The organism is Macrococcus brunensis, from assembly GCF_004359615.1.
Taxonomy (GTDB): Bacteria; Bacillota; Bacilli; order Staphylococcales; family Staphylococcaceae; genus Macrococcus; species Macrococcus brunensis.
In genome coordinates this window covers 53272-72263 of record NZ_SCWA01000008.1, presented here as the reverse complement: position 1 = coordinate 72263, position 18992 = coordinate 53272, and the positions used below count along the sequence as shown (strand labels likewise).

Sequence of the window (18992 nt, the reverse complement as noted above, 5' to 3'; positions counted from 1 at the left end):
CCGTTTATAACGGTAGAACTTTACTTCATACGTTTTGCTTTAATTTTAGCTTCCTGCTCTTCCATCCGGCGTTTACGTTCTTCATTTCGTTTCTGAAGTCTCGCCTCTTCTTCCGGATCACGCTTTTGAGCTAGTCGTTTCTCGACTTTCTCCATCAGTTCTTCTTCTGTATGAGCCGCACATGGACGATTGTTAACAAATGCGAATGTTTTCTTTCGTCCGGGACCACAGTAAGATTGACATGCGACTTCTATTTCCGCATCTGGATCTATTTTTTCGAGTTTAGGTAATAAAGTTCGCAGGTTAACCGCCTGACAGTCATCGCAGACTTGAAACTTATTGCGCATTGCTGTTCACATCCTCCATATTTTTTCTCATTTTATCATTACGCTCAATCATTCTATCGAAGTAATCATTATACAATGACCAGGCCTCATCTGTCATCTCTACCATCGATAATTGTGAACCGAGAGATTTCATTGCACCGAGCAGCTTGAACAGAATGTCCTGTACGGTCAGTTCAAATCCCAGGAGTTCACTTAAACTCGCCATATCTTCAGGGTGAATCTCTGGATAACTGAATTTTGTCTCTTCATCCTGAAGTGCACGCTTGTAGAATTCCTGCATCAGACAGGCGCGCTCGCTGCCACTACCCTCTACACAGAGATAAATCTGCACGGCGACCCCGCCACGCACCCTGCGCTGTGAGATGCCGGCAAACTTACGATCATTGATGCTTAAATCATAGCTGCCAGGACAATACGAGTGCACGATTTCCTTCGATTCAATTATGACACCATACTCTTTGAACATCTCTTTAATAAGGTCATACATCAGCTCGTAGCCACCATCTATCGAGAACGATTCACCGCCGTTAAATATTAATGAGATATTTAAGACACCACTATCAAGTACAACACCTAGTCCACCTGAATTCCGAACGATGGCACCATACCCCTGCTCAATAAGATAATCAATTCCCTCTTTTAAGTGCGGCAGTCTGCTGTCATGGATTCCTAATATAACGACATGCTGGTGAACCCACGTGCGTACGACACTGTCCCAGTTCTCCTTGCCGACCAAATGACAAAAGGTGTCATCAAAACTGAAGGACTGCATAGGCTGCAGTCCTGTCGTATGATCAGTATATTGCCATCTGTCCTGAAACTTGGACATTAAAGTGTTTGTGCTGCTGTGATGATTGCTAAGTCATAGACATCGTCAGTTGAGCAGCCACGTGATAAGTCGTTAACAGGTGCATTTAAACCTTGAAGGATAGGTCCGATCGCATCAAATCCACCTAAACGTTGAGCAATTTTGTAACCGATGTTACCCGCTTCAAGACTTGGGAATACGAAGACATTCGCATCACCTTGGATTGGAGATTCAGGTGCTTTTTTAGCAGCTACAGAAGGAACGAATGCAGCATCGAACTGGAATTCACCGTCGATTACGACATTTTCAAGTCCCGCTTCTGCTTGTTTTCCCTGTGCTAAACGAGTCGCTTCTACGACTTTTTCTGTTTCAGGGGTTTTTGCTGAACCTTTAGTTGAGAAGCTGAGCATTGCTACTTTAGGATCCATGCCGAAGCTTTGTGCAGTCTTCGCACTCTCGATAGCGATTTCAGCTAAGTCAGATGCTTCTAAAGTCGGGTTGATGGCACAGTCACCAAATACATACTGTTCATCTTCACGTAACATGAAGAAGACGCCAGATGTTTTCGCAACACCAGGTTTTGTTTTGATGATCTGAAGCGCTGGACGCACTGTATCAGCTGTAGAGTGAGCAGCACCTGATACAAGCCCTGCTGCTTTACCTGTATGAACAAGCATTGTCCCGAAGTAGTTGCCGTCGTTCATCATTTGTTCAGCCTGCTCTTCAGTTGCTTTACCTTTACGACGCTCAACGAAAGAAGCGATTAATTCTGAACGTAATTCGCTAGTCGCAGGATCGATTGTCTCTAAACCGTCTAAAGATACACCGAGTTTTTCGCTAAGTGATTTCAGTTCTTCTTCTTTACCTAACACGATAGGTGATACGTAATCAGATTTACCGAGTTCCACTGCTGCTGCGAGAACACGCTCATCGTTACCTTCAGGGAAGACGATGCGGACATTCTTACCTTCTAATTTGCCTTTTAATACATCCATTAAATTAGCCATAATAGCCTCCTAGTAGTGTTTCATACAATTTACATCCTTATTATAGAGCATTTGCGAATAGAATTCACGTCATCAATTTGTAAAAGTCTGAATGCAGAATTTTCCGCTAATTATGGTATATTGGAGAGGACTAAGACAAGAGGAGAGATATGAATGATTGAAGCAGCAAAAACATTAGATGGCTGGTACAGCCTCCATTTATTTTATGCCATCGATTTCACAAGCCTGAAACTAGTGGAAGCAGAAGACCGCGAACAGATGGTCACTGAGCTGAAAGAATATTTAACTAAACTTGAAGCGAACCATGAAGCAAAAGAAGGTTCTTATGCGTTCTATAATATCACTGGCCAGAAAGCAGACTTAATGCTCTGGATGCTGCGCCCTGAAATGAAACAGCTGACAGCACTTGAAACAGAATTCAATAAACTGGCTATCAGCGACTATTTAATCCCGACCTATTCATACGTATCAGTCATTGAACTCAGCAACTACTTAGCTGGTGACTCTGACGAAGATCCATATCAGAACCCTCACGTCCGTTCACGTTTATACCCAGAAATTCCTCGCACAGAGTACGTTTGTTTCTATCCAATGGATAAACGCCGCGAGGGCAATGATAACTGGTATATGCTTGACATGGATCACCGCAAAGGCCTCATGCGTTCACACGGCATGATTGGACGCGGCTACGCCGGTAAAGTGAAACAGTTCATCACAGGTTCTGTCGGTTTTGACGACCATGAATGGGGCGTAACACTTTTCGCTGATGATGTACTGCAGTTCAAAAAGTTAGTATATGAAATGCGTTTTGACGAAGTCTCTGCCCGCTACGGCGAGTTTGGTGAGTTCTTCGTTGGTAATATCTTAGCGCAGGATGACCTGTCGTCATTATTTGAAGTCTAAGGTGTAATATGTGTATGTAAAAGAGTCCGCTATTTTATGAATAGCGGACTCTTTTTTGATGGATAGTTATGTGACCGCGCGTTGTGTCCGGTAAAAGCGGGATAGCGGACACTTCCCTGATGAATGGTCGCGTGGCGGACGAGTTATGTCCGGTAAATGCGGGATAGCGGACACTTCCCTGATGAATAGTCGCGTGGCGGACGAGTTGTGTCCGACAAATGTAGTATGGCGGACACTTCTCTATCGAATGGTTGTGAGGCGAGTGAGTTGTGTCCGACAAACTCAGGATAACGGACACTCCCTCATCCCTACTGCTGTTTTTAAGATGACTTATCTCCCTTAACCAAAAGAGTGGTATTGTCTTCAAATCTATTCAAAGAATTATACTTCTTTTCATACTTCCTAACTTTGTCGTACGGTCCTAACATACAATCGAAAGTATAAGAACCCGCATGGTCCTGCCACTTCTCTATATCATGTGTTGCTTTAATATCATGACGGCCAATGAAAAGCTTAAAGTGACTTCCTTCTTTTACAAAATAGTAAAGCGTTAAGTATAATTGTTTATTTTTATAATAGCTCGCTGTACCGATATAGTGATTCCCATCGCCACCATAACTATTCCCATTCAATTCCATATCCTTGTAAAGTATTTCTTTCACAGCTTTACTAGCTTCATCTACAGATGCATAAGTCTCGGCTTCTACTTGAGCAATAGCTTCATCACGGACAGGCTCAACCCCGCTATTTTGTACTTCTCTTTGCTGTATGACTGTCATCATCGTAAGACCTAGTCCTGCAATGATCAATACTGCCCACCATAACCATCCTCTATTCATCATGTCACCTCAAAGTTTTCTTCAGTGTAATACTGCCCTACTGACATGTCAATTTATACCAAAAAAATCCGGCTGCTGCCGGATTTTAAGTTTATTGATAAGCTTTTTCGATTTCATCGATCTGCTGCATTGTTGTTTTAACGCCGCCACCTGAGAAGTACCATAAGTATGGGTTTAATTCGATAACTTTGTTTTCTTTAATAGCGTTGACGTCTTTAATCACTTTATTCGATAACACTTGCTTGCTTGATGATTTACCACCGACTGCTACGCCTCTGTCCATCGCAAAGATGATGTCAGGATTCACTTTGTTGAAATATTCATAGTTCACGACCTGGCCGTGACCTTCTGCTTTAATATTTTTGTCCCCTTCTTTTACTCCTAATACATCATGGATGAAGCCGAAACGTCCACCTTTACCAAACACTGAAAGTTCGCCTTCATTCGCTAATACGAAAAGACCTTTTTTGTCAGATGCTTCTGTCATTTTCTTCACTTCTGCAATCTTGTCGTCTAATTCTTTGTTTAATTTTGTTGTTTCGTCTTCTTTATCGAACATTTTACCGATGTTGTCTGTATTGGCTTTTACACTGTCGACATAAGCTGTATCTTTAGTACCGACATAGACAATTTTAGCGTCTGGTGCTGCTTTTTTCATTTCATCCATGACTTTAGCTGATGCCTGACGTCCTGAAATAAGGATGACTTCCGGACTCAGTTCAGCGAGTTTTTCAAAGTTAGGTTCTTTAAGTGAGCCGAGGTTTGTGTATTTATCGTCTTTGAATTCTTTCAAAAATTCAGGGACAGAGCGATTACCTTCACCTTTAGGTAAACCGATGACGTGATCATTCAGACCTAGTTCCTGCATTGTTGTCAATGTACCGTAATCAAATACTGCTACTTTTTTAGAGTTTTTAGGGACTTCTACTTTTTCTGATACATCTTTTGCATCGCTGCCATCTTCTTTTTCACCCATCATTTTGTATTCATTTGTGATTTCTACAGTATTTTCTGATGAGTCTCCTGCTGTTTTTTCTTCTGTTGTCGTTTCTTTTTTGCTGCCACATGCTGCTAAGATTAAAATTAATGCAAAACTAAGTACTAAAAGTGAATATTTCTTCATGGTAATCTCCTTGTATTTTAAATTTTTCCCCGAATTTTTGCGCCCAACGTAACACTTAATCCCCAGCATCACTCCTTTCATTATGCGTGACTATACCATCTGTACTTCTCTGACGTAGTCATCCACTGTTTTTTCATCATCGAAATAGACGCAGATCTGCTGCCCAAAAATACATTCAATGTTGATGTCCATATCATAGATAGACTTTAAAGCTTCCGGCGTGATGACATCATCCTTTGGTCCGTCGAGCAGAATTTCGCCTTCTTTCATCGCGACGATATAATCTGCGTAGCATGAAGCGAAGTTGATGTCATGTATGACAATGACGATTGTCTTCTGTTTTTCTCTTACGAGACGTCTGAGTAGCTGCATCATCTGAACAGAGTGTTTCATATCCAGATTGTTCAGCGGCTCATCTAAAAAGATATAGTCTGTATCTTGCGCAAGCGTCATCGCGATAAAAGCACGCTGTCTCTGCCCGCCTGACAGCTCATCTAAATAAGCCTCCTGCATGTTCGTCAGTCCCATATATTCAAGCGATTCATCGACCACTTGTTTATCTGTCTTCGATAGTCGTCCTTTCGAATACGGGAAACGGCCAAAGTTCACCAGTTCACGGACTGTAAGTTTTAAATTGGTATGATTGCTCTGCTTCAGAACAGCCAGTTCCTTTGCAACCTGATCACTTTTCAGACGAGTGATTTCAGTCCCGTTCAGTTCAACAGAACCCGTTGTCACATCAATCAGACGTGTCGCAGCATTGAGCAATGTACTTTTACCCGCGCCGTTAGGACCGATAATCGCCGTTATAGCGCCTTGTCTGATTTCTGTCGATACATTTTTAAGGATTTTTTTCTTTCCGATATCAAGCGATAATTGACTGACTTTAATCATGTGCGCCCTCCTTAAAGAGTAAATAGATGAAGTAGAGTCCTCCGACAAAATTGATCATAATCGTAATTTCAGTCGTCCCATCAAAAATATACTGGGTCATCATCTGACCGATCAGCAGCGTAATCACTGAAATCAGTATCGTGCAGACAATGAGCAGCTTATGTTCATAAGTCCGGATAAACTGATAGGTAATGTTACAGACGATGATACCCAGAAATGTGATAGGTCCGACAAGGGCTGTTGAAATGCTGACAAGAATTGCAACAATCAGCAGCATTGAACGCGTTAACTTGTCGACATCAAGTCCAAGGTTGACCGCATGAATCTTCCCAAGACTTAAAACGTCCAGTTCATGACTCCTGCGGTAGACGAGAATGAGCAGTAAACCGATTAAAACTGCACAGAGAATCAGCAGCTTTTCGTTTACTGTATTGAAGCTTGCAAATAATCTGTCCTGCAGCATCAGGAAATCATCGGGATTCATGACCATGTGCATGAAGCTTGAAAGACTTTGAAAGCAAGTTCCCATCACCAGACCGAAGAGCAGGATAAAGTAAACTGATGTATTTTTTCTGAAAACGAGTTTGAAAAGTCCGAGTGTAAACAGAACCATTAGAGCAACAGAAAGAAAGAAATTAATATACGTATTCATCAGCAGCGAACTGACAGCCCCGAATATAAAGATGATGACCGTCTGCAGGAATAAATAGACAGCATCAAGGCCGATGACTGACGGCGTCAGCAGATGATTTTCTGTCAGCGTCTGAAAAATCAGTGATGAGACACCGATGGCTGCGCCTACCAGAATAATAACTGCAACTTTACGCACGCGTGCAGGTAAAACGTAGCCGAGTGCATTCATATTCAGCTGTATCAGAATATAAAGACCAATTAATACGACCGCCGTCACTAGTAATAGCAGAACTTTCTTAGATTTTGGCGACATACTCGTTCCTCCTTTTCAAGAGAAGCAGCATGAAAAGCACGCTGCCGATAATGCCGAGCGTCAGACCAATCGGGATTTCGTAAGGAAAAATAATCAGGCGGCTGAAAATGTCCGCAACCATTACAAGGATCGAACCAATCAGCGCTGTAAACGGCAGCGTCTTCTGCAGGTGGTCGCCTACAAGCATATAAACGATATTCGGCACGACAAGACCTAGGAACGGCAGAACTCCGATTGTTACAACGACTGTCGCCGATACCACGGCGCTGATGATAACACCGATATTCATGATGCGTTCGTATGGAATGCCTAGATTGCGACTAAACGATTCTCCCATGCCGACAATGGTGAAATGATGTGCGAAGAAATAAATCAGTATGACCATCGGAATAATAATATAGAGAATCTCATAACGTCCCGACGTCACCATCGAAAAATCACCAACAAAGAAATTGCCGATACTCTGCATCGCATTGAATCGAAGCGCCATGAACGTCGCAAAACTGGAAACGATATTACCGAGCATCAGTCCGACGAGCGGAATAAAAATGGCATCTTTGTATTTGATACGGTTGACGATGAACATAAATGAGAGCGTTCCAATAATCGCAGCCATTATCGCAAAGATGAGTTTGATGAGAATATGGGCTTCCGTGAAGAAAATTATGGCAATCAGAATACCGAGTTTCGCGAAATCCATCGTTCCTGCTGTTGTCGGTGAAACAAATTTATTACGTGTCAGCTGCTGCATCAGCAGCCCTGAAATACTGAGAGCAGCACCTGCCAGAATGATCGAGATAGTCCTCGGCAGTCGACTGTTGATCAATATATTTTTTTCATTGGTTGTCAGCTGCAAAAGGTGTCTGGGCGCAAGATCCACTACACCGATAAAAATAGACAGCATAGACAGTACAATGAGTAGGATAACCAGGTACCGCAACTTCATATGAAAAAGCTCCTCTGCAATTGATAATCATTATCATTTATAATGATAACAAAGTTAATACGCATTTCAACCTTTTTTCTGTATTTAATTTAATAACATGTTAATCTTTCCTATTTAATAGAAAAAAATATTTATTATTTTGTATACGCATTCATTACGGGGTATTTATGTCTTCTCTTTCATGCTATATTGAGAGAGTATTATTTAATTTAAGGGGGTATTTTTATGCATCAGGAGGATTCTCTGAAGAAATCCATCGGCTTGATGACAGCCATCACAATTGTTATCGGTACGATTATTGGATCCGGTGTATTTGTTAAGCCATCAGTCGTTCTCGGCCATGCAGGATCCAGCAATATGGCGATTGCAGCCTGGGTTGTCGGGGGTGTGCTGACGCTTGCTGCGGGGTTGACCATCGCTGAAGTCGGTGCTCAGATTCCGAAGACAGGTGGGCTTTATGCTTATATTCGTGATATATACGGTCGTTTCTGGGGCTTCTTAACGGGATGGGTCCAGACTGTTATTTATGGTCCAGCCATTATCGCTTCTCTCACTTTATTCTTCGGTATTTTAGTAGCTAACTTTTTTGGTTTCAGTGAGAGCCTGGGTATCTGGATTGGGATTGCAGCACTCACATTCCTAGTCATTCTTAATATTCTGGGTACTGGTCTTGGCGGAGCGATGCAGAACTTCACAACAGTCGCTAAACTGATTCCAGTATTTGCGATTATCATCTTTGGATTATTATGGGGGAAAGCAGATATCTTTAATCAAGATGTAACGAGTCTTATTAAAGATGGGGATGAGATCAACTTCGGTCGTGCTGTACTCGCGACGCTATTCGCTTACGACGGCTGGATTATGCTGACGAACTTAACAGGCGAGATGAAAAATGCGAAACGCAATCTGCCGCTCGCGATGCTTATCGGCCTGTCAGTCGTGACGCTCGCTTATGTTTTCATCAATATTGCCGTCTTCCATGTCATTCCTGCATCAGAACTGATCGGTATGGGTAATACCAGCTCAGCACAGGCAGCGACTGTTCTCTTCGGTTCTATCGGGGCAAAATTCGTCAATATCGGTGTCATCATCTCCATCTTCGGCTGTCTGAACGGTAAGATCATGACATTCCCTCGTGTACCATTTGCGATGGCAGACGATCACTTATTGCCATTCTCTAAAGTCATCGGTTACGTCAGCCCGAAAACAAATACACCAGTCGGCGCACTCAGTATCGTTTATCTGCTTGGCCTTCTGCTCGTCCTTCTGACGATGGCGTTTCCTAAAGTCGTCAATGCGGACTACTTATCCGAAATCTGTATTTTTGTCATCTATGTTTTCTATATCATGGCTTTTGTCGGTTTATTCCTGCTCAGAAAACGTTTTAAAGGTCAAAGAGCTTACTCGGTACCACTTTATCCAGTCGTACCGATTGTCGCTATTCTAGGAGGTCTGTTCATCATTATCAGTACCCTGCAGAGTGACTTCCTTGGGGCGCTTTATTCACTGATAATCGTTGCCGTCGGTATTCCTTTTTATCTGTTCCTTAAAAAGCATGTTTAAGCTATTTATTTAACGGCTATAAATAAGAAAACCGTGAAAAGAGGAGTTCAATATGAAAAGATTAATCTCATTATTAATTAAATTAGCACCCATCATTTTACCGATTTTACAACGTCAGTTAAACAAACGTAACAACACAAACAACTATAACCGCTAAAAAAATGACCCTCGTCTGAGGGTCATTTTTTTATGCTTTCCATGCTGCAAGAATCATCAACGCCCAGCTGGCGATAAAGAGAACGCCACCGATTGGTGTAATCGCGCCTAGTACTTTAATCTGTGTTACGGCAAGCACATAGAGTGAACCGCTGAAGAAAATAATACCCGCTGTCATCAGCCATCCTGCTGTATTTAGGTTCAGTTTAGTCGTCCCCATCAGGATACCGATCAACACTAATCCTAGTGCATGATACATCTGATAAGTCGTCGCCTTGTTCCAGATGTCGAGATATTTCTCGCTCAGCTTTCCTTCAAGTCCATGTGCACCAAAAGCACCGAGCGCCACTGCGATAAGTGCATTAAGTGCACCTATTATAATAAATGTCTTCATGTTATCCTCCTAAAAATCAAATAATGAATCGCCATTGCCAAAACCATCATCTGTTACTGCTTTATTTTCTTTCGTTGGGACTTTCGCACCCATCATCTTCAGCTCTGCAGCAGATATGACAGGTTGAGAGGTGGTTGGATTTGAATGACTCACGTACTGCACTTTCTCATCTGCATCCGCGGTAGTTGCAGCAAGTCTTGCAAGTGTTTCAACTGCGTACATATGTCTTGCAAACATTTCACCGTCTGACATCTTTGCCTTACTCAGTTCAGCCTCTATCTGCTGAATGACCTTATTTTTCATGCATCACAACCTCCTTGCACCAGTTAATCGGTTCAAGACCTTGTGCTTTCAAATAGTCATTTGTCTGACTATAAGGCTTTGAACCAAAGAAGCCGCGAAAAGCACTTAAAGGGCTCGGATGGACGCTTGTAATGATATGATGTTTCGTCGTATCAATAAGAGGCAGTTTACTCTGAGCCGGTTTTCCCCAGAGTATGAACACAACATGCTCTTTCTCATCACTGACTGCTTTAATCACTTCGTTCGTAAAGGTTTCCCAGCCGATGCCACGGTGTGAGTTCGCCTGTCCTTTCTCCACAGTCATGACCGTGTTGAGTAACAGGACACCTTCTTCTGCCCAGCCTGTCAGTTCACCTGTCTGTCTGACACAGCCTGTATCTTCTTCAAGTTCCTTATACATATTGCGCAGTGAAGGGGGCAACTTGGTACCGTTCTTGACTGAGAACGCTAAACCATGTGCCTGGTCCGGACCATGATAAGGATCCTGCCCGAGTATCACAACCTTTACTTTATCAAACGGCGTGTATTTAAACGCGTTATAGATGTTCTCACGCGCCGGATAAATCTCTTTTGTTTCATAAGCTTCTTCCAGAAATGAATCCATCTCCGTAAAATCGTGTTTTCCCTTGATTTCCTTGAATATTGTATCCCAATTCATCTCATCACCTCTTCATATGGATTGTATCATAATTTGTAAGCATTTTATTTTGTCATACCCGTATTCATGCTATGATAATAATAATCAGAAAAAGAATGGGGTATGTCACATGTCACTTAAGAAAACTTTAACTATTGCAGGGTCTGACACAAGTGCCGGAGCAGGCATGCAGGCCGATTTAAAAACGTTCCAGGAGTTAAACACATACGGTATGGTCGCACTGACTGCAGTTGTTACAATGGATCCTGAAACATGGGGTCATGATGTTACACCACTACCAATCGATTTATTAGATAAACAGATTAAGACTGCATTATCTATCGGTCCAGATGCAATCAAAACAGGTATGCTCGGTTCAGAAGAGATTATCGGCCGTGCAGCACAAGCCTACAAAGATTCAGATGCTGACTTTTTCGTTGTGGACCCAGTTATGGTCTGCAAAGGAGAAGATGAAGTCTTAAATCCTGGTAATACTGAAGCGATGATCAAAGAACTGTTACCACTTGCTACAGTCGTTACACCTAACCTTTTTGAAGCTGGCCAATTATCGGGTCTCGGTAAACTGACTTCTATCGACCAGATGAAAGAAGCGGCGCGTATTATTCATGAACGCGGTGCGAAACACGTCATCATTAAAGGTGGCAAAGCACTTGAAGGACAAGAAGCAGTTGACCTTTACTTTGACGGTGAAACTTATACATTGCTGACAACAGAAAAATTCCAGTCTTCTTATAATCACGGTGCTGGCTGTACATTCGCTGCTGCGACAACAGCAAACTTAGCGAACGGTCAGTCTCCACGTGAAGCAGTCATCAATGCTAAAGTATTCGTCGCTTCTGCTATTAAACACGGCTGGAAAATGAATGACTTCGTAGGACCTGTTCAGCACGGTGCTTCTAATAAAGTAGAGAAAATCGAAGTAGCAACAAAAGAAGTATAGACTGACGACAGCGGAGAGTGGACCTTATGGTGCACTCTTCTTTATCAATAAAAGCTATAAATCAGCTGCTGACTTTAGTAAAATAGTAGCAGTATTTCATGAGGAGTTATAATGATGGAATTAATTAATGAACAAACTGTACAGCAGCATCTGGACGAATTCGCCAATACACCTGTCTATCTTCATGTTGAGACAACAAATGGCGCATATGCATCACATTTCGATGAACGCGTCTTCAATGCGGGTACTTTTCTTCGCAATATTAAAGTAACTTACATTCAAGGCAAGATCACGGGTGGTAAAAAAGATCCGTACCGCGTCGGCTTAAAGCTCGAAGGCGGCTGGGTTTATGTACAAGGACTTACGCATTACGAAATCGCAGAAGATGGTGCTTTTCTGATGGCCGGCCATAACTATGATGGACAACTGGCTGCCGCTCTTGAAATCAGTCGAACACCATTTCATTTATAAGAGGTGCACAAAATGACAGAATCACAAGTATTAGTTGTATTCCCACATCCTGATGACGAAGCATTCGGTGTTTCAGGTACCCTTGCACAGTTCGTAGATGCAGGCGTTCCTGTTACTTACGCATGTCTAACGCTTGGACAGATGGGCCGTAATTTAGGTAATCCCCCGTTTGCAACGCGCGAGTCACTTCCTTTTATCCGCGAACAGGAACTGGAACGTGCAGCGGAAGCTATCGGTATTAAAGATTTAAGAAAAATGGGCTACCGCGATAAAACACTGGAATTTGAAAAAACCGAAGACCTGGCTAACATGGTCGGTGCTTTAATAGATGAACTGAAACCTTCTCTCATCATTTCATTCTATCCAGGCCACGCTGTGCACCCGGACCACGAGGCTACAGCAGATGCAGTGATTGAAGCAGTCAGACGCCTGCCTGAAAATGAACGACCTAAACTCAATCTTGTCGCTTTCAGTCATGATACGTTTGATGTTCTAGGTGCACCAGACGTTGTCGTTGATATAACAGGATATGAAGAACAGAAAATGCGCGTGCTGGAAGCACATGCCTCACAGACAGGTCCAATGCTTAAAAATCTCGCCGCAGACTCTCAGCAGGCAGAAGAAGCGCGTGATATGTGGATGAAAACAGAACGCTTTTACAGCTATACTGTATAACGAAACTTAGGAGATTAGTAAAATGAAAGAATATAATTTAAAGACACGTGAAGGTCGCTGGAGACATTTTGGTTCCGTTGACCCGATCAAAGGTACTAAACCGACCGAAAAAGAATTGATGATGGATTTACAGAGCTCTAAAAAAGACTTTTTATTTGAAATCGACCATGTCGGTATCAAGAATCTGACTTATCCTGTCCGTATCGGTGATTTCCAGACAGTCGGCAATTTCAGTCTGTCTACTCATCTGGCAAAAGATGAGAAAGGCATTAACATGAGTCGTATTCTGGAATCTGTTGAGTCGCATTATGAAAATGGTCTGACACTCGACTTCGATACTCTGAAGAAAGTTCTCATTACACTTCAGACAGCGATGAAACAAAAAAACGCCTCTGTTGAAGTAGAAGGTGTCTGGTTCTTCGACCGTTACAGCCCGATCACTAACTTAAAAGCAGTCGGCCATGCGGATACCACATTTGAGATGACAGTCGCTGATGAAGAAGTCATCAGCCAGTCATTGACGATTAAAGCACAAGTGACGACGCTTTGCCCATGTTCAAAAGAAATCAGTGAATATTCTGCACATAACCAGCGCGGCGTCGTGACGGTCAAAGCGGACCTTGCTGAAGAACTGCCCGCTGATTACAAAGAACAGATGCTTGAAGCGATGGAGATCAACGCATCAAGTATGCTGTACCCTATCTTAAAACGCACAGATGAAAAATCTGTTACAGAACGTGCTTATGAAAACCCTCGTTTTGTTGAAGATTTACTGCGTTTGATTGCTGCTGATTTAGTAGAATTACCATTCATCAAAGGATTTGAGATTGAATGTCGTAACGAGGAATCTATTCACCAGCATGATGCGTTTGCCCGTCTTAAATACAGTAAATAAGGAGCCCTTATGACTGAAAAAGAAAAGATGCTGCGCGGCGAGCTTTATAATCCGCAAGATCCTACACTTGTCAGTGACCGTGTTCAGGCGAAACTTGCAACACGTAGTTTCAATGCGATACCTGAAAACTTAGCAGAAGAACGTGCGAAAAAAGTGAAGGCTATCTTCGGCTCAACAGGTGAACAGATTCATGTCGAAAGTAATCTACGAGTCGACTATGGTTATAATATTTACGTGGGTGAAAATTTTTATTCAAACTTTGATTTAACATTGCTTGATGTCGCGCGTATTGATATCGGTGATAACTGTATGATTGCGCCCGGCGTGCATATTTATACCGCGACACATCCGGTGAATCCAGTTGAACGTAACAGCGGCGTCGAGTATGCCAAACCTGTTAAGATTGGTCACAACTGCTGGATTGGTGGCCATTCAGTCATTAATCCAGGTGTGACAATCGGAGACAATGTAGTCATAGCGAGTGGCAGTGTTGTCACTAAAGATGTGACCGATAATGTCGTAGTTGCAGGCGTACCTGCTCGAGTCATCCAAATCATTGAATAAAAAAAATGGACTGATTGCTCAGTCCATTTTTTTATTCATTTTCCTGTTTGACGTACTTCATAATGGCTCTTCCGACGCCGCTTTCTTCATTTGAATCTGTTAAATATTTGGCGATAGCTTTTGTCTCACGTGCTGCGTTCTCCATTGCGACAGAAAACCCTGCTACTTCAAGCATCGATACATCATTCAGATTGTCTCCAAGTGCCATCGTTTCTGACAGTGGAATTTCCAGCTGTTCAGCGATTCGTTTCAGTGCGACTCCTTTTTGGGCATCTGCATGTGTGATTTCTAAGTTGTTTCGGGCAGATGCTGAAACCGCAAGACTGCTGAACGCTTTCAGTTCACTTTTAGCCTGCATTAATTTACCATGATCACTTGTATAAGCAAGCAGTTTCATGACGAGCTCACCTTCGCGGTCATATATCATGCTGTAGTCATCTACTTCTTTTAAAGTCCCTTGTTCAAGACGCTTTTCGATTCCTTCGCGTATCTTTTCTTCATCAGGCTCGTTACCGGCCTGCATGGCAATGTCGAGATAAATCTGCAAGTCTTTTTCTTTGTCTTCTGTGTAGATACCGAAGTTCGTATAGACTTGATAAAAGATATCATATTTACGCAGAACACCGGTCACTTCTTCGATCTGTTCTGGATTTAAATGAGAGGTATGCGTGATATTAAACTGTTCGTCTCTTATTTCTGCACCGTTCAGACAGATGTAGGGAACCGTCAGTCCGGTTGGTTTGACAGGCATATTCGCCTCGTAAAAAGCGCGTCCCGTGGCGATGACAACTGTCACCCCTTGACTCTGTGCATAGCGGATGGCCTCGATGTTCTCCTGTGAGATTTCGTGCCCTGAATTGAGTAATGTTCCGTCCATATCTGTTGCGATAAGTCTGATCATTCTTTCATCTCCTCTTCTTGTGCTGCCACTTCCAAGTTTACTACACCTTTATGTCTGGCTACCTTATTTTTGCGTATATTTCTGAAGAATTCCGTTAAGATCACACTGCATTCTTCCTGACAGATGCCTTTGATAACGGTCGCCCGGTGATTGAACCTCTGTTCAGTCAGCAGGTTCATCAGACTGCCACTGCATCCGCCTTTTGGATCAGTCGCGCCGTAGACGACAACAGGAATCCGGCTCATGACGATCGCACCTGCGCACATCACACACGGTTCAAGCGTCACATAGATAGTGCAGTCTTCCAGTCGCCAGGAGCCTAAATGTTCAGCTGCTTCATTGATAGCTATCATTTCAGCGTGATAGGTCGGATTCTGCTCAGTCTCCCTGAGATTATGTCCACGGCCGATGATTTCACCGTGGTGCACGACGACTGCCCCAATCGGGACCTCACCTATCGCCTCAGCTTTAAGCGCCTCATCCAGCGCCTGTTTCATAAAAGTTTCATGATTCATCGTAGACCACCTTAATTCGATTTGTGTTACAATACATATACATTTTATCGGTAGGAGAAAATTATGTCATTATATATAGCTATTGAAGGCCCTATTGGTGTTGGCAAAAGCTCGCTCACACGTATGCTGTCAGAAACTCTTCAGATGGAGACGTTATATGAAATAGTAGAAGAAAATCCTTTTCTCAGTGATTTCTATGAAGACATCAATAAATGGAGTTTTCAGACGGAGATGTTCTTCCTCTGTAACCGCTATAAACAAATTAACGACCTCGCTGACCGCTCTGTCATCAGCGACTATCACATCCTAAAGAATAAAGTCTTTGCCAGAAACACATTAAACACCACTGAATACGCGATGTTCGAGAAAATTTATGATGTCATGACCGAAGATTTACGACGACCTGATGTCACTATCTTCCTGACAGCTGAACTACCTGTCCTTAAGGAACGCATCAAAAAACGTGACCGTGACTTCGAGATGTCCATTACTGATGATTATTTACTGACCTTGATCAAAGATTATCATGATGTCTATCAGTCGACGACTCATGCTCTCTTTATCGATACAACAGACCTTGATTTTGTTCATCGCCCTGAAGATTATGACAGAATATTATCACAAATCACGACTTTGTTAGGAGAAAACCATGTATAACATACCCAATGATGCCATCATTACAATCGCCGGTACAGTCGGCGTCGGCAAATCGTCGCTGACAAAAGCACTGGCTGAAAAGCTGAATTTCAGAACTTCATTTGAGAAAGTAGATAACAACCCTTATCTCGAGAAATTTTATCAGGACTTTGACCGCTGGAGCTTCCATCTGCAAATTTACTTCCTTGCTGAACGCTTCAAGGAACAAAAACGCATGTTTGAATATGGTGGCGGCTTTATCCAGGACCGTTCTATTTATGAAGATGTCGACATCTTTGCGAAGATGCACGAAGAAGGTGGCACAATGACTGCTGAAGACTTCGAAACTTATCGCCAGCTTTACGAGGCAATGGTCATGACACCTTATTTCCCTCGTCCTGACTGTCTGATTTATCTTGAATGCGATTATGAAGCAGTCATACGTCGTATCTCTGAACGTGGCCGTCAAATGGAGATTGAGACAGATGAAGCATACTGGCGTGCTTTATTTGCCCGTTATGAGAAATGGATTGACGGCTTCAATGCCTGCCCAGTCGTCCGCATTCATATCGATGAATACGATGTCTTCGGTGATATTGACTCACTCGACCCTGTAATCGAAAAAATCGGCAAAGTGATTCATGCACATCGTGCTTCACAACAAAGATAGACCGCATATGCGGTCTATTTTATTTGGTCTATATGAATCTCACTGACACTGTTCAAAATCAGATCAGCATCGCGCAGGTCCTGTCTGTCGCCGGAGCCGCTCAGTACGCCAATCACTTTCTTGACCTGACCATTTCTGCCGAGCATAACGTCCATTTCCGTGTCACCCACCATCACGGTCTCGGACGCAGTGACATTCAGTTTATCCATAATCTCATCGATGAGTGCTTTCTGCGGTTTCTGATGCTCTGTATTGTCACTTGTGACGATGAGATCAAAGTAAGGTGACAGTTCAAACTTATTGATGAATAAATCCATGGAATACTGATCATCTGCAGACACAATCGCCAGTTGATAGCCCGCTTCTTTTAAGCGCTTCAGTGTATCTTTCCCGCCTTCGATAATTTCTATATCATCGACTTCATTGTCAGTCGAAAGATGTTCCATCTGGCTGAGCGTCCAGTCAGCCATTCTTTCTCCTTCCGGCAATACACGCAGACGTTCAACAATCGATTTCACACTATCAGCACGCAGCACTTTATCCAGCTGATCATCAATGAGGCCAAAAGCATCCTTGATTTCTGACTTTGGTATGTGGATATTGGAACGCGATGAAAACTCATTAATCAGATCATCTGCGAGTTTAACGATGACACTCCCAAGCTCCATCAGCGTGCCATCTTTATCAAATATAATGAGTTCAGTCATATGTCACCTCTATTTAATTTTCAGACACCAGTTAAATGGGTCTTCTTTTTTACCTTCCTGAATCGCTGTATATTCATCGTAAAGTCGCTGCGTCACAGGTCCTGTTACGCCGTCATTGATCACAACTTCCTGATCTTTATAGCGAATAGAACCGACTGGTGAAATCACTGCTGCTGTCCCGGTGCCAAATATTTCAGAGACATATTCAGAACTCAGAATTTCTTCAATCGCAATACGTCTTTCTTCCACTTCATAACCAAGATACTCAGCCAGCTGTAGAATCGATTTACGAGTGATACCTGGCAGGATGCTGCCGTTCAGTTCAGGCGTCACGACTTTACCGTTTATAACAAAGAAGATATTCATACTGCCGACTTCTTCAATATAGCGCTGCTCTACACCATCCAGCCAGAGGACCTGATGATAACCGAGTTCTGAAGCACGCGTCTGTGCTGCAAGACTCGCTGCATAGTTACCAGCCACTTTAGCGAAACCGACTCCACCACGTACTGCCCGTACATATTCATCCTCTACATAAATCCGTGTCGCCATCAGTTGGTCGTCTCCGTAATAAGCGCCGACTGGTGACAGAATAATCATGAATTTATATTCTGTCGCTGCATGGACACCGAGATAAGGCTCTGTAGCGATGACAAATGGACGGATATATAGCGATTCACCCTGACCAGATGGAATCCAGTCCTGTTCAAGACGGACAAGCTGCTGCAGGGCATCTAACAGAAACTCTCCATCCACTTCAGGAATATTGAGACGGGCATTGGATTTGTTCATTCGCTTGAAGTTCTCATCTGGTCTGAAGAGAATGATATCGTCACCTTGACGGTATGCTTTCATTCCTTCAAAAACTGCCTGTCCGTAGTGCAGAACTTGTGCTGCTGGCGAGATTTCAATGTTCTGGTAAGGCATGATCACCGCGTTGTGCCAGCCTTCTTCTTTGTTGTAATCCATCGTGAACATATAATCAGTGAACAGCTGACCGAAACCGATCGGTCCCTGCGGCTTTTCTTTCAGTTCTTCTCGTTCAATCACTTTAATATCGCTCATAACTAATCCTCCAATATCCTTGATATGGTTCATTATAACTGAAATAGTGACGGGAATAAAAAAAGA

The 18992-nt window shown here is 42.9% G+C and carries 24 protein-coding genes; 9 read left to right on the top strand and 15 right to left on the bottom strand.

Annotated features, from left to right (window positions below; translation table 11 throughout):
* Positions 1-20: 20 nt before the first annotated feature.
* From ERX27_RS05770 to pta, 3 genes are read right to left on the bottom strand one after another with little or no spacing between them, the layout of a single operon-like run.
* Positions 21-347: a YuzB family protein gene (locus ERX27_RS05770; RefSeq protein ID WP_133431882.1), complete on the bottom strand. Its 327-nt coding sequence runs from the start codon at positions 345-347 to the stop codon at positions 21-23.
* Complete coding sequence (locus tag ERX27_RS05765; RefSeq protein ID WP_208001762.1) at positions 337-1176, bottom strand: lipoate--protein ligase family protein; 840 nt, start codon at positions 1174-1176, stop codon at positions 337-339. Before ERX27_RS05765 ends, ERX27_RS05770 begins: the two co-directional genes overlap by 11 nt.
* On the bottom strand, positions 1176-2162 hold the full coding sequence (pta, locus tag ERX27_RS05760; RefSeq protein WP_133431881.1) for a phosphate acetyltransferase: 987 nt from the start codon (positions 2160-2162) through the stop codon (positions 1176-1178). The genes ERX27_RS05765 and pta overlap by 1 nt, the downstream gene beginning before the upstream one ends.
* A gap of 153 nt (positions 2163-2315) precedes the next feature.
* Between pta and hemQ the strand changes: the two genes are divergently transcribed.
* Positions 2316-3065, top strand: a complete 750-nt coding sequence (hemQ, locus tag ERX27_RS05755; RefSeq protein ID WP_133431880.1) for a hydrogen peroxide-dependent heme synthase — start codon at positions 2316-2318, stop codon at positions 3063-3065.
* Between the two features lie 320 nt (positions 3066-3385).
* Here the strand turns inward: hemQ and ERX27_RS05750 are convergent, their stop codons facing one another.
* The 5 genes from ERX27_RS05750 to ERX27_RS05730 form a co-directional block, all read right to left on the bottom strand.
* Complete coding sequence (locus ERX27_RS05750; protein WP_133431879.1) at positions 3386-3904, bottom strand: hypothetical protein; 519 nt, start codon at positions 3902-3904, stop codon at positions 3386-3388.
* Positions 3905-3995: 91 nt separating this feature from the next.
* Positions 3996-5027 (bottom strand): ferrated catecholamine ABC transporter substrate-binding lipoprotein SstD, encoded by a 1032-nt coding sequence (locus tag ERX27_RS05745; protein WP_133431878.1) that lies wholly within the window; start codon positions 5025-5027, stop codon positions 3996-3998.
* A gap of 90 nt (positions 5028-5117) precedes the next feature.
* Positions 5118-5921, bottom strand: coding sequence for an iron ABC transporter ATP-binding protein (locus ERX27_RS05740; protein WP_133431877.1), 804 nt, complete (start codon positions 5919-5921; stop codon positions 5118-5120).
* Complete coding sequence (locus tag ERX27_RS05735) at positions 5914-6867, bottom strand: iron chelate uptake ABC transporter family permease subunit (protein ID WP_133431876.1); 954 nt, start codon at positions 6865-6867, stop codon at positions 5914-5916. Before ERX27_RS05735 ends, ERX27_RS05740 begins: the two co-directional genes overlap by 8 nt.
* Positions 6851-7813 (bottom strand): ABC transporter permease, encoded by a 963-nt coding sequence (locus ERX27_RS05730; protein WP_133431875.1) that lies wholly within the window; start codon positions 7811-7813, stop codon positions 6851-6853. The genes ERX27_RS05735 and ERX27_RS05730 overlap by 17 nt, the downstream gene beginning before the upstream one ends.
* A gap of 225 nt (positions 7814-8038) precedes the next feature.
* Here ERX27_RS05730 and ERX27_RS05725 point away from each other — a divergent pair, with 225 nt between their 5' ends.
* Positions 8039-9376 (top strand): APC family permease, encoded by a 1338-nt coding sequence (locus tag ERX27_RS05725; protein ID WP_133431874.1) that lies wholly within the window; start codon positions 8039-8041, stop codon positions 9374-9376.
* 187 nt (positions 9377-9563) lie between these two features.
* On the opposite strand, the gene ERX27_RS05720 is transcribed toward ERX27_RS05725, so the two are convergent.
* From ERX27_RS05720 to ERX27_RS05710, 3 genes are read right to left on the bottom strand one after another with little or no spacing between them, the layout of a single operon-like run.
* Positions 9564-9926: a DUF423 domain-containing protein gene (locus ERX27_RS05720; RefSeq protein WP_133431873.1), complete on the bottom strand. Its 363-nt coding sequence runs from the start codon at positions 9924-9926 to the stop codon at positions 9564-9566.
* 9 nt (positions 9927-9935) lie between these two features.
* Positions 9936-10229 (bottom strand): YwdI family protein, encoded by a 294-nt coding sequence (locus ERX27_RS05715; protein WP_133431872.1) that lies wholly within the window; start codon positions 10227-10229, stop codon positions 9936-9938.
* Positions 10219-10887 (bottom strand): uracil-DNA glycosylase, encoded by a 669-nt coding sequence (locus ERX27_RS05710; RefSeq protein ID WP_133431871.1) that lies wholly within the window; start codon positions 10885-10887, stop codon positions 10219-10221. Before ERX27_RS05710 ends, ERX27_RS05715 begins: the two co-directional genes overlap by 11 nt.
* Positions 10888-10996: 109 nt before the next feature.
* On the opposite strand from ERX27_RS05710, the gene thiD reads away from it, so the two are divergent.
* The 5 genes from thiD to ERX27_RS05685 all read left to right on the top strand — a co-directional run bounded on the left by thiD (position 10997) and on the right by ERX27_RS05685 (position 14432).
* A complete protein-coding gene (thiD, locus tag ERX27_RS05705; RefSeq protein WP_133431870.1) occupies positions 10997-11827 on the top strand; it encodes a bifunctional hydroxymethylpyrimidine kinase/phosphomethylpyrimidine kinase in 831 nt (276 codons plus the stop codon).
* Between the two features lie 114 nt (positions 11828-11941).
* Positions 11942-12298, top strand: coding sequence for a YojF family protein (locus ERX27_RS05700; protein ID WP_133431869.1), 357 nt, complete (start codon positions 11942-11944; stop codon positions 12296-12298).
* A 12-nt stretch (positions 12299-12310) separates the two neighbouring features.
* Complete coding sequence (bshB2, locus tag ERX27_RS05695) at positions 12311-12973, top strand: bacillithiol biosynthesis deacetylase BshB2 (RefSeq protein ID WP_133431868.1); 663 nt, start codon at positions 12311-12313, stop codon at positions 12971-12973.
* A 22-nt stretch (positions 12974-12995) separates the two neighbouring features.
* Entirely contained in the window at positions 12996-13868 is an 873-nt protein-coding gene (gene folE2 / locus ERX27_RS05690; protein ID WP_133431867.1) for a GTP cyclohydrolase FolE2, read from the top strand.
* A gap of 9 nt (positions 13869-13877) precedes the next feature.
* Positions 13878-14432: a sugar O-acetyltransferase gene (locus tag ERX27_RS05685; protein WP_208001761.1), complete on the top strand. Its 555-nt coding sequence runs from the start codon at positions 13878-13880 to the stop codon at positions 14430-14432.
* A gap of 31 nt (positions 14433-14463) precedes the next feature.
* On the opposite strand, the gene ERX27_RS05680 is transcribed toward ERX27_RS05685, so the two are convergent.
* Positions 14464-15333: a Cof-type HAD-IIB family hydrolase gene (locus tag ERX27_RS05680; protein WP_133431866.1), complete on the bottom strand. Its 870-nt coding sequence runs from the start codon at positions 15331-15333 to the stop codon at positions 14464-14466.
* Positions 15330-15848, bottom strand: coding sequence for a tRNA adenosine(34) deaminase TadA (gene tadA / locus ERX27_RS05675; RefSeq protein ID WP_133431865.1), 519 nt, complete (start codon positions 15846-15848; stop codon positions 15330-15332). The genes ERX27_RS05680 and tadA overlap by 4 nt, the downstream gene beginning before the upstream one ends.
* Before the next feature lie 63 nt (positions 15849-15911).
* Here tadA and ERX27_RS05670 point away from each other — a divergent pair, with 63 nt between their 5' ends.
* Together ERX27_RS05670 and ERX27_RS05665 are read left to right on the top strand one after the other, a co-directional pair.
* Positions 15912-16505 carry a deoxynucleoside kinase gene (locus tag ERX27_RS05670; protein ID WP_424960613.1) on the top strand — a complete coding sequence of 198 codons (594 nt, stop codon included), beginning with the start codon at positions 15912-15914 and terminating at the stop codon, positions 16503-16505.
* Positions 16498-17154, top strand: coding sequence for a deoxynucleoside kinase (locus ERX27_RS05665; protein ID WP_133431863.1), 657 nt, complete (start codon positions 16498-16500; stop codon positions 17152-17154). Before ERX27_RS05670 ends, ERX27_RS05665 begins: the two co-directional genes overlap by 8 nt.
* Before the next feature lie 14 nt (positions 17155-17168).
* On the opposite strand, the gene ERX27_RS05660 is transcribed toward ERX27_RS05665, so the two are convergent.
* Entirely contained in the window at positions 17169-17861 is a 693-nt protein-coding gene (locus ERX27_RS05660) for an HAD family hydrolase (protein ID WP_133431862.1), read from the bottom strand.
* 9 nt (positions 17862-17870) lie between these two features.
* Positions 17871-18926: a branched-chain amino acid aminotransferase gene (locus ERX27_RS05655; RefSeq protein ID WP_133431861.1), complete on the bottom strand. Its 1056-nt coding sequence runs from the start codon at positions 18924-18926 to the stop codon at positions 17871-17873.
* Between the last annotated feature and the right edge of the window lie 66 nt (positions 18927-18992).